10 protein-coding genes are annotated in these 15213 nt (G+C 67.6%); 8 read left to right on the forward strand and 2 right to left on the reverse strand.

Annotated features, from left to right (window positions below):
• Positions 1-183 precede the first annotated feature (183 nt).
• From ACYVDN_RS14605 to ACYVDN_RS14615, 3 genes are all read left to right on the forward strand, one after another.
• Positions 184-600, forward strand: a complete 417-nt coding sequence (locus tag ACYVDN_RS14605; protein ID WP_460572907.1) for a DUF7882 family protein — start codon at positions 184-186, stop codon at positions 598-600.
• Between the two features lie 19 nt (positions 601-619).
• Complete coding sequence (locus ACYVDN_RS14610; RefSeq protein ID WP_460572908.1) at positions 620-1522, forward strand: NADP-dependent oxidoreductase; 903 nt, start codon at positions 620-622, stop codon at positions 1520-1522.
• 146 nt (positions 1523-1668) lie between these two features.
• Entirely contained in the window at positions 1669-2652 is a 984-nt protein-coding gene (locus ACYVDN_RS14615) for a DNA topoisomerase IB (protein WP_460572909.1), read from the forward strand.
• Positions 2653-2685: 33 nt separating this feature from the next.
• On the opposite strand, the gene ACYVDN_RS14620 is transcribed toward ACYVDN_RS14615, so the two are convergent.
• Complete coding sequence (locus ACYVDN_RS14620; RefSeq protein ID WP_460572910.1) at positions 2686-3621, reverse strand: S1C family serine protease; 936 nt, start codon at positions 3619-3621, stop codon at positions 2686-2688.
• A gap of 170 nt (positions 3622-3791) precedes the next feature.
• On the opposite strand from ACYVDN_RS14620, the gene ACYVDN_RS14625 reads away from it, so the two are divergent.
• Together ACYVDN_RS14625 and qcrB are read left to right on the forward strand one after the other, a co-directional pair.
• Positions 3792-4214, forward strand: a complete 423-nt coding sequence (locus tag ACYVDN_RS14625) for a hypothetical protein (RefSeq protein ID WP_460572911.1) — start codon at positions 3792-3794, stop codon at positions 4212-4214.
• A 78-nt stretch (positions 4215-4292) separates the two neighbouring features.
• The gene (gene qcrB / locus ACYVDN_RS14630; RefSeq protein WP_460572912.1) at positions 4293-5948 is read left to right on the forward strand and encodes a cytochrome b; all 1656 of its coding nucleotides are present in this window, start codon (positions 4293-4295) and stop codon (positions 5946-5948) included.
• Between the two features lie 44 nt (positions 5949-5992).
• Here qcrB and ACYVDN_RS14635 read toward each other — a convergent pair whose 3' ends face one another.
• A complete protein-coding gene (locus ACYVDN_RS14635) occupies positions 5993-6685 on the reverse strand; it encodes a Rossmann-fold NAD(P)-binding domain-containing protein (protein WP_460572913.1) in 693 nt (230 codons plus the stop codon).
• 105 nt (positions 6686-6790) lie between these two features.
• Between ACYVDN_RS14635 and ACYVDN_RS14640 the strand changes: the two genes are divergently transcribed.
• From ACYVDN_RS14640 to ACYVDN_RS14650, 3 genes are all read left to right on the forward strand, one after another.
• Positions 6791-7345: a TetR/AcrR family transcriptional regulator gene (locus ACYVDN_RS14640; protein ID WP_460572914.1), complete on the forward strand. Its 555-nt coding sequence runs from the start codon at positions 6791-6793 to the stop codon at positions 7343-7345.
• A 70-nt stretch (positions 7346-7415) separates the two neighbouring features.
• Positions 7416-9011 carry a helix-turn-helix transcriptional regulator gene (locus ACYVDN_RS14645; protein ID WP_460572915.1) on the forward strand — a complete coding sequence of 532 codons (1596 nt, stop codon included), beginning with the start codon at positions 7416-7418 and terminating at the stop codon, positions 9009-9011.
• 475 nt (positions 9012-9486) lie between these two features.
• Complete coding sequence (locus ACYVDN_RS14650; protein ID WP_460572916.1) at positions 9487-15138, forward strand: beta strand repeat-containing protein; 5652 nt, start codon at positions 9487-9489, stop codon at positions 15136-15138.
• Positions 15139-15213: the final 75 nt, after the last annotated feature.

A 15213-nucleotide genomic window follows, 5' to 3' on the forward strand; every position in this document is an offset into this window, starting at 1 on the left:
GAGATGCATCAGGCCACCGCCGGTGGAGTCATTCGAGTATCGTGCGACTGCCCGATCGGTGAAGAACACGACTATGCGACCTGGGTGGACATGGTCGCCGGTTCCGCGACGAGGCATCGGATCCACGCGGTCTGGGCTCGCCACCCCGAGGGTGTGAGGCGATACTTGGAGCGGGGGTAGGTCATGGGTTATCTGGTGTACGGCGCTGCCACGCAGTATCCGTTCGACGACCGCACCTTGGCTCACCTGAAAATCGCCATCACCTCGAAGCTGCGGCTGCAGGAGAGCTTTCTGCTCAGCTGGTCGGTTCCCGTGGAGCAGGGCAGTGGTCGGGTCAGCCTGTGGCTGAGCCCCGCCATCCCCATCCAGTTCCTCTACAGCGCGTCGGCGCCGCCCGCGTTGAACCGCAAGTGGCTAGAGGCCCTCGCACATTCGTCACACGGCATGCGGGGAATGGTCGTGATGAGCGAAGAGGAGGCGGAGGCCATCGCCGCGAGCGATCAGGCCGACCCGGCAGCGGCGGCGCGCGTCACGAAGACTGTGGACGAAGCGACGGACCGACTGCCGAATGGTTCGACGAACGAGGGACACGCCCCGTAGATCGGCAAGAATGTCTCGCATGAAGGCTGCACGGTTCAGCAGGTTCGGTGGTCCTGAGGTGCTCGAGATCGTCGATCTGCCCGAGCCGCATGCGGGCCCAGGCGAGGTTCGCATTCGGGTGCACGCCGCGGGGGTGAACGCCAGCGACTGGAAGAAGCGTGCGGGCGAGATGGACCAGGAGCTGCCGCAGACCCTCGGCTACGAGGCCGCGGGAGTCGTCGACGAGGTCGGAGTCGGTGTCGCCGACGCGAAGGCAGGGGACCGGGTCGTCGGCTTCGGCGGAGGCGGGGCGGCGCAGGCCGAGTTCGCGGTCCTCTCGACCTGGGGGACGATTCCTGAGTCGCTGGGATTCGTCGAAGCGGCGGCGTTGCCGTCGACAGTCGAGACCGCCGCTCGCGCCCTCGATCAGCTGGGCGTTCAGAAAGGCAGCACCGTGCTCATCAACGGAGCATCTGGCAGTGTCGGCAGCGCCGCGGTGCAGTTCGCCGTACATCGCGGTGCCCGCGTGATCGGCACCGGAAGTCCCGCAACGCACGAGTATCTGCGCGGCATCGGTGCCGAGCCCGTCGCATACGGCGATGGCATGCCCGACCGAGTGCGCGTGCTGGCCCCGAGCGGTGTCGATCGTGCGCTGGATGTCGCGGGGAGTGGCATCCTGCCCGATCTGATCGACCTGGCCGGCGGGCCGGAGAACGTCATCACGGTCGCCGACTTCGCCGGGGCGCAGCGCTACGGCGTGCGATTCAGTCGAGGCAACGAGGGACGCGCGGAGTACGCGGTGGCTCTCGCGATGCAGCTGGTCGACGAGGGAGCCTTCCGGATTCCGGTCGGGCGGTCGTTCCCGTTGGAGCAGGTGGCCGAGGCTCACCGAGTGGGGGAGTCGGGCACGGTTCGCGGCAAGCTGGTCCTCACGGTCGACTGACGTCGCCGACCTGTCGGGCTTGCTAGCCGTGCTCATGGCGGCGCGTCAAGCCCTGCCGCGAGCACAATGCGATCGCCAGACTCTTCCTAGCGTGCGGGCCGTGGCAAGATCCGGCCCGCGCGTTTCGGTGTCGCGGAGGGGAGTCGATGGCCGAGACCCACGACGCTCGCCCATCGCGACTGCGGCTGCGACGCAGTGATCCGAGCGGGCCGGGCATCCATCGAATCGCTCACGGTTCTCGCGGCTTCTCCTACCGCACCGAGGAAGGACGGCCGGTGGATGCCCGTGCCCAGGAGCGCATCAGGGCGCTGGTCATCCCTCCGGCTTGGACCGACGTGTGGATCAGCGCCGACGAGCGCGGGCACATCCAGGCGGTGGGAACGGACCAGGCCGGACGGCGCCAGTACCTCTATCACGAGCAGTGGCGACGGATGCGCGACGAGACGAAGTACGACCGCGCACTCGAACTCGCCGCGGCGCTCGCGCCGGCGCGACGTGCAGTATCGCGCGACCTCGGGGACGACGGATTCTCGCATCCACGGGCGCTCGCCGCAGCGTTCCGGATGGTCGACCGAGCATCCGTGCGGATCGGCGGAGAGGAGTACCGCCGGTTGTACGGCAGCCGGGGCATCACGACGCTGCGATGCAGGGACGTCGTCGTGAACGGCGCCGAGGTCATCCTGGGTTTTCCCGCCAAGAGCGGTCAGTACTGGGAGTCGACCGTCTTCGACTCTCTGCTGGCGCGGTACCTCGGAGCGGTGATCGATCTCCGCGGCAAGGCCACGCGGCTCGTCTCGTGGCGCGACTCCCGGTGGCGCAGCATCTCGGGTCGCGAGCTCAACGACTACATCCGGGACCGCACCGGGATCGACGCGACCGCCAAGGACTTCCGCACGCTGCGCGGCACGATCACTGCGGCGTCGTCGCTCGCACGCTCGGCACGGACATCCCACGACACGGACGAAGCGGTTCGGATCGCGCTGCGAGCGGCGGCTGACGTGCTGGGCAACACCCCGGCGATCGCACGCGACAGCTACGTCGATCCGCGGATCATCGATCGGTACCGTGCCGGCGAGACGATGAGCTTGCGCGGGTCACCGGAGGCCGCGATCCTCTCCCTGCTGTCGTAGCGGGGCCGGATCTCCCTCGCGGCCCCGCGAGGCTCAGCGCGCGAGCAACTCTTCCGGCTCGACGACGACATCGACGAGGGCGCCGTTGCGCCACACGGTCATCTCCATGCGGCGTCCGATGGCGCCCTCGACCATCGCCCGCTGCACGCCTGTCGGGTCGAGGATCGGGATGCCGTCGAGCGAGATGACGATGTCGCCTGCGTGTGCTCCTGCGACATCCGCAGGGCTGCGAGAGACGACGGAGATCACCTGCATCCCGGCCTCTGCCCCGACCTTCGCCGCGGCGGCGGGACTCAGCGGCACCGTCGCGCCGGCAATGCCGAGCCACGCGCGGCGCACCCGGCCACCGGTGCGTAGAGCCTCGATGATTGCGCGGGTGCTCGTGTTGATGGGCACGGCCAGCCCGAGCCCGAATCCGGCGACAGCGGTGTTCACGCCGACCATGCGGGCGCGGCTGTCGGCAAGTACGCCGCCGCTGTTGCCGGGGTTGAGTGCCGCGTCTGTCTGGATGACCTCGTCGATCACGCGACCGGATGACGTGGGGAGCGACCGCCCGAGACCGGACACGATGCCGGCGGTGACGCTGCCGGCGAGTCCGAGCGGGTTGCCGAGGGCGACGACCAGCTGGCCGACCTGCAACCCCGCAGCATCGCCTAGCGGTACCGGCGGTGGGGTCGGTCCGTCGGCGCGCAGCACCGCGAGGTCGGACAGCGGGTCAGCGCCGACGACGTGAGCAGCAGCGGATGTTCCATCGGAGAACGCCAGGCTCACCTCGAGTGCTCCGGCGACGACATGGGCGCTGGTGAGCAGGTGACCGTCCGTCGTGATGACGGATGCGCTGCCCGCGCCACCTCCGCGCCGCGTGCGCACGCTCACCGCCGCCACGGACGGCAGCACCGACTGCGTCACCCGCATGACCGTCGTCGAGTAGGCATCCAATGCCCCGGCGTCGGGAGAGGTGTCGTTCACGCCATCAGTGTGCGTCGCGGCTCCCGCCTGCGGGCCGAGTTCGCTCTCGGCGTGACGGATGCAGCCATGACGATGTCACAGATCGTGCCGCTGCACGGTCGTAGCTAGTGAAGGAAGACACACGACGGAGGCGACGAATGTCGGAGAACACAGCAGGGATAACCGGGAGAATGCTCCAGCCTGTCGCCGCGCGATGGGGGTGGGCCCTGTGGGAGTGGCTGACGAGTCCACTCCACTACCGGGCCGTCCACCGGCTGCACGTGGCCGCGGAGACCGGGGACCGAGCGCGCCTGCGGGGGCTGCTGGCGCCGACCGTGTCAGTCGTCGTCGTCTCGACGCGGGACGGCTCCTCGGGCATCCGGGTCGTTCAAGGGATCGAGGATGCCACGATCGCGCTGGAGCACGGACTCGCGCGCTCAGAGGGGACGCTCGTCGACGAGCGCTCCGTGAACAGCCAGGCCGGCATGGTGATCACCCGGGCCGGCGTGACGGTGGCATCCATCGCCGTCGACTTCACCGGCCGACTCATCACGACGATCTGGGTGCGACTTGACCCGGCGACGCGTCGGCACTGGAACACCGTCTACGCATGAACACCCACCCGGCCGCCTACTGGATGTCACAGAACGGCTTCCTATCTGGTCGTAGTCAGTGAGGGCAGGAGGTTCTCGATGCAACAGATCCTCATCGATGGCAGACCGCGACGCTCGCTGACGGAGTCGGCGGCGCGGGCGGCACGCTCGACTGCGGCCGGGCGATGGCTGGAGGCAATCCGGGCCGAGCTCGCCGGACGACGCGTGCCACTGCGCTGGTCCAATCTGTTCGGCGTGATCGCCTTCGCGTCCGTCGTCGTGCTCTTCATCACCGGCTTCGTGCTGATGTTCTGGTACGCGCCGTCCAGCCAGCCTGTGACATATCACGGCGCATACCTGCCGCTCGCCGGTGGGGAGATGTCGGCCGCGTTCGCGTCGATGATGCACATCTCGTTCGACATCCCAGGCGGACTGCTCGTGCGACAGGCCCACCACTGGGCGGCGCTGCTGCTGCCCGCTGCGATCATGCTGCAGCTCGCCGTCACGTTCTTCACCGGAGCCTTTCGACGCCGCCGCGGCTCGTGGCTCGTGCTCTTCGGATTGCTCGTGGTCGCGCTGGCAGGAGGCTGGAGCGGATACGCCCTCCCGGACGACATGCTCTCCGGCACCGGCCTGCGGATCTTCCAGGGCATTCTGCTCAGCATCCCGGTCGTCGGCACCTGGCTGTCGTGGCTCTTCTTCGGCGGCGAGTTCCCCGGGCGCATCATCGAGAACCTCTACCCGATACACATCGCGATCGTGCCCGTGCTCCTGATCGGGCTGCTCGTGTTGCGTGCTCGGGCCGGCTACCGCCAGGCGCCGAAGCGATACCCGGGTGAGATCGGCGTGCCGGCGTATCCGAACGCTGCAGTGCGTGCGGGCGGGCTGTTCGCGATCGTCACCGCTGTGCTCGTGCTCCTGGCTGCGACGGTGACGATCTCCCCGGTGTGGGTGTTCGGCCCGTCGTCCCCGAGCGACGCCTCCGCCGGCAGCCAGCCCGACTGGTACACCGGGTTCCTCGACGGAGCGCTTCGGTTGGTGCCGCCAGGGTGGGAGTTCGTGTGGCTCGGTCACACCTGGACGCTCGCCATCCTCGTGCCGCTCGCCGTGGTCGGTCTGTTCCTGCTCGCCATCGCCGCGTACCCGTTCTTCGAGCAGTGGGTGCGAGGACCAGGCAAGGATGACGCACTTCTCGACCGTCCGAGGAACGAGCCGACCCGCACGGCCATCGGGGCCGCGGGCATCGTGTTCTACTGCGCGCTCTGGGGCGCGGCCAGCGCCGACCTGATCGCGACGCAGCTGCACATCGGGCTGGAGAACGTGGTCAACGCGTTCCAGGTGATCGTGCTGCTCGGCCCGGCCGCCGCCTTCTTCCTCACGCGCCGGATCTGCCTGGCGCTGGAGAAGAAGGACAGACTCCTGCTGCTGCACGGCTACGAGACCGGCAGGATCGTCAGACTTCCCGGTGGCGAGTACGTCGAGATGCACGAGCCCGTCCCCGTGGAAGAGCGGGCTTCGTTCAGCGGGCCGCGGACCGTTCCGCTGGTCGTTGTCCGCCCCGACGAGCGCGGTCGCATCAGGCTTCGGGACCGCCTTCGAGCTCGAATCGCGCGTGCGTATCTCGAGGACCGGATCGTCCCCGCTTCCATCGCGGAGCTGGGCGCAGCGGGTGGTGCCGACCCCGAAGAGATTCGCGGGACGGTCGGTGAAGACCGCACCCATGACACGAGCGCCCATCGGTCGGGTGCGGCGTGACACGTTGCGCAACGCCGACGCGCCCGACAGGAGTGCGCTCCGCGTCAGATGTGCAGCGCGCCCACAGGACCCGTGAGCTGCGACTTCACGAACCGGCTCGTGTCGTCGACGAGTACCTCGTCCTCGCCTGCGAGTAGCGCCGCGATGGTCTGCGTCGCGACGAACTGCGGCGTGACCTTGGCGACGTCGAGCCCGGCGATCAGATCGGTGTCCGCGTAGCCGAGGTGCACGCCGAGCACCTGAACGCCCTGCGGTGCCAGCTCGACGCGCAGTGAGTTGGTGAACGACCACAGCGCGGCCTTCGACGCGCCGTATGCCCCGACGCCTGCCAACCACGACAGTGCCGAGTGGATGTCGACGAGAGCGCTCGACTCGTGTGAAGTCAGCACCGGTGCGAAGGCCTGAGCGATGCGCACTGCGCCCCACACGTTCGTCTCGAATACGGTCTTCATCTCGTCGATGGTGGAGTCGAGTGTGTTCCTGCCGCCGGAGATGCCGGCATTGTTGACGACGACCGACACATCGCGACCGACCTCAGTGGCCAGCCGCGCGACCGACTCCGAGTCGGTGACGTCGAGCGCGACGGGCACGAGACGCGGGTCATCCGTCGGCCGCGGGGTGCGAGCGGTGACGTAGACGCGGTCGGCGCCCTGGGCGAGCAGTTCGGCGGCGAATGCGGCGCCGAGACCGCGCTGACCGCCTGTCACGAGGGCGGTGCGTCCGGTGATCTGAACCATAGAGGTATCCTCCAAATAGATGTCGATTAACATCTATAGCATTGGCGCACGCAATACGCGCCGACAATTGCCTGCGAAGTAAGGCCGACGAAGACAGGAGAGCCCATGCCGCGCGCCTCACGAGCCCAGACCGCCGCGAACCGCGAGGCGCTGGTGCATGCGGCATCGGCGCTGCTGCGCGAGCAAGGGCCGGCTGCGCTCACACTCGACGCCGTCGCGAGCCGCGCCGGGCTCACCCACGGTGGCTTCTACAAGCAGTTCGCCTCCCGCGACGCGCTCATCTCCGAGGCCGTCGACCACGCGACCACCGAGCGCCGTGCCGCGGTCATCGAGATGGAGCAGACAGAAGGGCGAGAGGGCGTGCTCGACTGGTACCTCTCGGCCGCACACCGCGACGATCGCGCCGACGGATGCGTCGTCGCCGCTCTGGCCGGCGAGACCGCGCACACGCCCGATGGGCCGCTCGGCGACGGCATCCGCACCGCGATCGACGATCTCGTCAGCGCACGTCAACGGGCAGGTGATGCGAGCGACGAAGCGCGTCAGGATGCCCTCGCCGAGGTCGCCATGATGATCGGAGCACTCGAGCTCGCCCGCGCCACGGTCGGCACCCCGGTCTCGGACGAACTGCTCGCAGCTGTCCGCGCCCGCCTCAGCTAGAACGGACCAGGGCGTATTCTCGTGTTGCTTGCCTCCGGTGGCCTTCCGGACGAGCGATTCGGGGGGTTCCGTGGAGGGGCAGGACGCTGTCGCGCTGTTGCGCGGCGCGCTCGACAGCTCGGATTGGCCGGAGGCGGCCCGATTGCTGTTCCGGCACTGGGGATCGCTCCTCGAGTTCGGGATCACCGAGATGGATCGCGCCCTGCTGCTGATTCCGTCGGAGATCGGCGAGCAGGACCCACGGTGGTTCGCGATTCAGTGCATCCGCTTTCGACAGCCTCGCATCGGTCATCGTGTCGAGCTGCCGTCGCCGCCCGCACCGTTCCCCGAGAAACGGCACGAGCTGCTCGACGTTGCCCGGAGCGAGGGCCTGTCGGATGCTCTCGGCACGGCGATCGCATTGATGGTGGCGCATCGCATCAGTGGCGGTTTTCTGCAGGCGACGGTCTATGCAGACATCGCCGAGTCTCTGATCATGTCGGGGCGGATCACCCGTCCCGCCGACATCCGCGAGCAGATTCCGGTCGGGTTGCTGCAGATCGGCATCACCCGCATGTTCGGCTCGAATCTCACCGGAGCCCGATCCAGTCTCATCGAGGCCTACGAGCGGGCGCCGGAGTCCTCGCGAGCGCACATCGGCGCAGGGGCGGCGTCGAAGCTGGCGCTGATCGCAACCCTTGGCGGGGACAGGCTCGAGGCGGAGCGCTGGAGGAAGCGCATGCCGGATCATCCGGAGCCCTCGGAGTGGCTGCGATCGCAGTTGGGCCTCAACCTCGGTCTCCTCGACCTGGCACGCGGCGTCACGACGTTGGATCAGGCATCGGCGACCGAATCGCTTCATGCGCTTTCCGACACGGGAAGCCTGGACCCGCAGTGGCTGATGCAGAACTTCGAGCCGAGTTGGATTGCGGTCATCCAGCACGTTCTGGCAAGGCACGACCTGCTCTGGGGTGATCGCCGAGCGGCGCTCGCGAGGCTGCGTCGCCACATGGAGGAGTCGTCGCAGTGGCTGGGCGAAGGATCGACGGCGAGGATGCTGCTGCGTGCCGACCACGTCGACCTGCTGTTGTCCGTCGGGGCGACGGAGCGGGCCCGTGCCGTACTGCTGCGCAGCCCGGAGCGTCCCGAACTCGTGGCATCTCGTGCGCGACTCGACCTGCTGACCGGCAGGGTGGAAGCGGCCGTCCGACGCAGCCGTGATGCGCTCGACGAGGGCAGCGCTGCGCCCTCCGCTCTGCTTCAACTCCTCGTCATCAGAGCCGCCGCGCACCTGCAGCTCGGCGACTCGTCGCGGGCTGACGTCGCCTTTGCCCAGGCGGCACGCACGATCCACGCCACCGGGAGCGCGTTCGGGCTCATCGCAGCGCCCAGACAGGTGGTGCTCGAACTCGCTGAAAGGGCCAGGTTCGTGGATGTCGAACCGTTCCTCTCCCGTCTGCCCGACGTGTTCCCCGATCGCCTCGAGATCATCGAGCTGAGCACCATGGAACGGCGAGTTCTCGACGCACTCGGCCGTGGGTACGGAGCGCCGGCGATCGCGAAACAGTTTCACTTGTCGCCGAACACCGTGAAGAGTCACACCCATCGCATCTACCGCAAGCTCGGAGTCAGCAGTCGCAGCGACGCGGTGTCGCGGGCGACCGATCTCGGCCTGCTGCAACAGTGAGCTGAGGCAGCCATCCGGTCTGCGGTTCGACGGCAGATCACGCCGGCTGCACCATCGGTTGAACCAAATTCACCCTCTGTAACCCGAGAGATTCTCGCCGCGAGTTGCGCCCCACCCGAAGACGGCCGCGCTCGGTTTCCCTTGGACGGGCATCCTCCTGCACGGAATGGATGGCATCTGTCAGAAATGATGGATGACCTGGGTTTTCCATTGCCACTCGCTCGAAGACGAGTTGTCGCCGGTCGATAGGCGACGAACGCAGTCTCGCATCGTGCCACCCCCTAACGGGGACTAGTCGACGACGGGCTCCAGCGTCGCGAGCAACCGCTGCGCAAGTCGACGCTAGATGTGAGAAATGCTCCGCTTCGGATGGAGCACACTCGCCCGCTAGCGTGCGTCTCGGTGAGCGGCACCGTGTCGCGCCGTGGGGGAATTGATGCGCAAGCGTGCCCGAATCAGTCGGTTTGTCGTTGCCGTGGCGACGTCTGCGGCGCTGGTCGTCGTCGGCCTGCTGGGAGCGGCTCCCGCGTATGCGGCCGACACCGCGATCACGATCACGCCGGCGGCGACGACCGCGAACAGCGGCGTGCCGACGACCTACACCCTGACCTACTCCTGCAGCAATGCAGCGGGCAGCTGCGCGAACTCCGTCGTGACGATTCCGACCAACACGGTCACGGGAGACGGTTCGACGACCGACTTCGCATCATGGGTCACCACGGGAACCTGTCCGGCGGTCAACAAGTCGGTCGCGGGTCAGGTCTCGTTCAACTTCGGCACTCTCGGAACGAGCACGAACACGTGTACGTTCACGGTGCTCCCGCCGGAGTACACCACGTTGAACAACGCGACGGCGACGATCACGCCGACGTTGTCGAGCAGCAACTCGACGTCGTCGACCGCAACCCCTGCAACGCTCACCGCGACGGCAGGACACAACGACAGCATCGCGAACTCGGCCCCGGCGAAAGCCATCTCCGGAAGCCCGTTCGAGTACGCGATCACGTTCGACTGCGGCCTCAACCCCAAGGCATACAGCGGCGATCTCGGCCTCTCAAACCTCGTCATCACGTCGACGCTTCCCGCGAACTTCGACTACCAGTCCTTCCGACTCAGCTCCGCCGTGCCGGGAACGGTCTCCTACGACCCGACCACGCGTGTTCTCACGTACACGGACAACACCGGCAAGTCGTGCGCCAATCCGCCCTTGAACGTCTCGAACCTCTTTACGATCTTCGTCGCGGGTAAGGCGGCGACGAACGGTACGCCCGACGCGGTCGGCACCCAGATCTGCAACTCCGCATCGGCCACCTGGACGTACATCGATAACGTTCCTGGCGCCGGAAACACCACTCAAGCCTGCTCAACCGTGATCGACCTGGCCACCACGATCACCAAGGCCACCGCCACGCCGGGCAATCTGAGCAACATCGGCCAGTTCGCGGCAGCCGACGGCGGAGCAAGCGCGCCCTACACCTACCCGGGGGACTGGGACGGAACGGGAGCGGGCGTCTACTACGATCTCAGCCCGTCGACGGTCCCCGCCGCGGCGAATGCGGGCATCGCCTATGACATCGACGACCCGATGCCCTGCCTTACGAACGTCTCGAACAAGAACTACTCATCGAATGCCCCCGGCACGACCTGCACGGCGCCGGCGTTCGTCCCCACCCAGATCCAGCCCAACGGCTTCACGGCGACGGCTGCCGACACCATCACGCTGACGTACACCGATGGAACGACCGGGTCGGTCGCCTACTCGACAACGGCGGGCGCCTGGGTCATCCCGACGGCGCCTGCCGTCGCGGAGGTCGACATCCCTGCGCTCGCAGACGAAGGCAGCAACTCCGCGGCGACGATGCGATTCCGCATGTTCGGCTATGCCTCCGGCTCCGTGCCGACCGCCGCTGTGCTGACCAACAAGGTCGTGTCGACTCCCTACTCGGCCGGTGACACCACGTCGCCGCTGCTCGCCTCGCAAACCGCGACATCGCGTCTGCTCGTCGTGGCGCCGCCCGCGAACGATGCAGCGTTCATCTACCCGGGTGTCACGATGACCCAGGTCGGCACCACGTGCGCCGCGAACGTGAACCTCAACAGCGGAACCAACGGCGCGTACAGCGCGCGCATCGAGGTTCCGACCGCGCCGTCACAAGCCATCTACATCGACTACCTCGCGCCGTCGGGGGCAACAGCTGTGGACCCGGCCACGACCGCGTTCCAGCTCAAGACGTTGAACGCCAACGGCGCGGGCGGAACGTCGTTCACGTCGCCGACGGTGACCCCGACGGTCACGCCGAACTACAACGGCACCGGCCGCACACTCGTTCGCTGGACCATCCCTGCGGGGGTCGCGACCGCGGCGGGCTACTACAACATCCGGTCCACGAACTTCGTCTCGCTGACACTCGAAGCCGGATGCGCGGGCACGTACTCGAGCGACATCACCATCGGGTACGGCGCCCCGATCGCCCAGTGCTTCTTCGACAACTACTCGAGCGACCACGTTCAGGACGCGCCGATGTTCCCGACCGCCGACAACGACCTCCGCGCAAATGGCTCCCCGATCGCGGACAACTACTGCGGTTACTCGACCAGCATCAATGTCGCTCCGATCAAGCCCGGCTTCACGGTCGACAAGAAGGTGCAGGGCAATCTCGACCCGACGCCGATCGGAAGCGGTGGCACGGGGCACGTGAGCGTCGACGGTGGTACGGCGACCTATACGGTCACCTTCACCAACACGGGGCAGTCGACCTTGAGCGACCCGGTGATGTACGACCTGCTGCCGCGGGTCGGCGACACCAAGGCGAGTTCCACCGAGGCGCGCAAGTCTCAGTTCCCCGTCGCCTTGACCGGAGTCGGCGCCCTGCCGGCCGGCCTGGCTGTCGCTTACTCGCAGGCGACCAACCCCTGTCGCCCAGAGGTGCTGACACCCAACGCGGGCTGCGTGGACGACTGGTCGACGACCCCGCCGTCGCCGCTCTCCAAGGCCACGGCGCTGCGCTTCACCTACACCGGTCGCGTGCTGGTGTCCACGGGCTTCAGCGCGACGTACGCGGTGAGCACCCCGGCGACCGCAGCGGGGAACACCGCGTGGAACAGCGTCGGCACGAACGTCACCTCCGGCACCGCGTTGCTGGGCGCCGCAGAGTCATCCCTGACCGGCCTGCAGGCGCAGAGCGCGCAGCCGGCGATCACGAAGACGGCCAGCCGCTCGACGGTCGACGCCGTCGGACAGCCGATCGTGTACACCTTCACGGTCACGAACAACACGGCAGTGCCCCTCGCGAACGTGAAGGTCACGGATGCCCTGGTCGACTCGGCCGCCTCGAGCGCGACGCCGACTCCGACATGCTCAGCGCTCACGTCGCCGGCAGGAACCTGCTCCGGAGTCACGACGACCCTTGCCCCCGGGCAATCGGCCACCTTCACTGCGACGTACGTCACCACTCAGGATGACCTCGACCACGGCAGCATCGCGGACCAGGCGACCGCCGCGGCGACGCCCCCGACCGGTCCCGCTTTGAGCAACAGCACCGGGGTCGTGACCGTTACCGCCACGCAGAACGCCGCACTCACGCTGTCGAAGTCGGCAACACCCGACACGGTCAAGGCCGTCGGCGACAACGTCGACTACACCTTCGCGGTGACCAACTCGGGCAACGTCACCTTGACCGGACTGGGCATCGACGAGAAGTCGTTCAGCGGCAGCGGATCCCTCTCGACGATCACCTGTCCGCCCGACGCTCTGGCACCAGGCGCCTCGGTCGACTGCACCGCGAGCTACCCCGTGACCCAGGCGGACCTGAACGCCGGTTCGATCGTGAACACGGCCGCCGCGACGGCACAGAGCCCGTCGGGTTCCATGGCGACCTCGCCGGACTCCACGGCAACGGTCACCGTCGACCAGACAGCCGGTCTGTCGCTGGTGAAGTCGGCGTCGCCCTCCGCGGCCGATGCGTACACGGCTGGCCAGGTGATCAGCTACTCCTACGTGGTGACCAACACGGGCAATGTGCCCGTCACGGGCATCCAGGTGAACGAAGTGACGTTCACGGGATCTGACGCCTTGTCCGCCATCGACTGCCCGGCGACGTCGCTCGACCCGGCCGCCCAGCTCACCTGCACAGCGAGCTACACGCTGACGCAGGCGGATGTCGACTCGGGATCGCTTACGAACACGGCGACTGCAACGGGAACCGCTGTGACCGGTCCTGTCGTCTCCGACCCCTCGACCGTCACCACTCCGCAGACCCCGGACTCCAAGCTGACGTTCACGAAGACCGCTGACACGTCGTTCGTCAACGCAGCAGGCGATGTCATCGGCTACACCTTCGCCATCACGAATGCGGGCAACGTGACGATCCACGGTGTCGATGCCGAGGAGACCGCCTTCTCCGGCTCGGGCGCTCAGCCGACAGTGACCTGTCCGACGAATGTGCTCATCCCCGGCCAGCAGGTCGACTGCACCGCGTCGTACACGGTGACTCAGGTCGACATGAATGCGGGCGTCATCGTGAACACCGCACACGCAACCGGCATCGACACCACCGGCGCCGACATCGTGTCGAACCCGTGGACGGCGACCGTCACGGTGAATGCCGCCCCGGCGCTGACCTTGCTGAAGACGGCGAACGTGGCCTCCTACGATGCGGTCGGTGACGCGATCGACTTCGCCTTCCTGATCACGAACAGCGGAAACGTCGAGCTGCACGGCGTCGGCGTCGACGAGGGCACGTTCAGCGGGAGCGGTTCGCTGGGCGACGTCGACTGTGCGACGACCGACCTGGAGCCGGGTGACAGCGTCACCTGCCACGCAGGCTACGACGCGACCCAGGCGGATCTGGATCGCGGCAGCATCGAGAACACCGCTACCGCGGTCGCCGAGACGGGTGCCGGTGCACCGGTCGCATCCGACCCGTCGACTGCGAGCGTTGCGGCCGTGCAGACCCCTGCGCTCGGGCTTGAGAAGACCGCCTCCCCGACCTCGGTGAACGCCGCTGGAGACTCGGTGACGTACTCGTTCCACCTCACCAACGAGGGCAACGTCACCCTGTCGGGACTGGCGATCGACGAGTCGGCATTCTCCGGAACAGGAGCCATCGCGACGCCGGACTGCGGCTCGGGTGCGCTGGCTCCGGGTGCCGACGTCACCTGCACCGTGACCTACCAGGTGACGCAGGCCGACGTCGACGCAGGCAAGGTGACCAATACCGCTGTCGCGACGGCGAACGCCGGGGCGGTCTCGTCGGATCCGTCCACCGCGACAGTGACGATCGATCGCGCAGCCGCGCTGTCACTCGTGAAGTCGGTCTCGTCGGTCATCCCCACCGCTCTGAAAGCAGGTCAGGCGATCACGTACTCGTTCGTGATCACCAACACGGGCAACGTCACGGTGTCGAACCCTGCCGTTCAGGAGGGCGACTTCACAGGCTCCGGCGCGCTCTCCGCACCCGCTTGTGACGGCTCGGGTCCGCTCGCGCCGGGCGCACAGCTGATCTGCACCGCTGACTACACGGTGACGCAGGCAGACATCGACGCCGGAACCATCTCCAACACGGCGACGGCTACGGGCGGAGCGCCGGACGGCGTAACGCCGCCCACGTCGCCTGCCTCCGAGGTGACGCTTCCCGAGCCTGTGAAGTCCGCGCTCGCCGTGGTGAAGACGACGGATGCCACCCAGCTGTCGACCGTGGGCCAGACCGTGAACTACGCGTTCAAGGTCACCAACACCGGCAACACCACGGAGACCAAGGTCGCGGTCGTCGAGGGAGCCTTTGCCGGTCACGGCGGTAAGCCTGTCGTCACGTGTCCTTCCGGCAGCCTGCTGCCGGGACAGATCATGTCGTGCGCGGCCAGGTACACGGTGGTCGCGGCCGACCTCGATGGGGAGTCGTTGTCGAACACCGCCACCGCCGTGAGCGTGTCGCCGTCGGGAACGAAGATCGTCTCCGACCCGTCGACCGCCACCATCAAAGACGTGGTCTCGACCTCGGGCTCTGGCGACCCGCTCGCCGACACCGGCAGCAACATCGGATGGGGCGTCATCTCGCTGGCACTCGGGATGATCGGCCTCGGCGCCATCCTCGGCTTCCTCCGCCGACGCCGCCGCGCAGCCGAGTAGGGGAACTCCCCGGCTCGACCCCCACCGCACGGAACTCGCCCTAGCGCGCGGAGTCGTGGCATGGCACTCTTACTG

The organism is Humibacter soli, assembly GCF_054779035.1.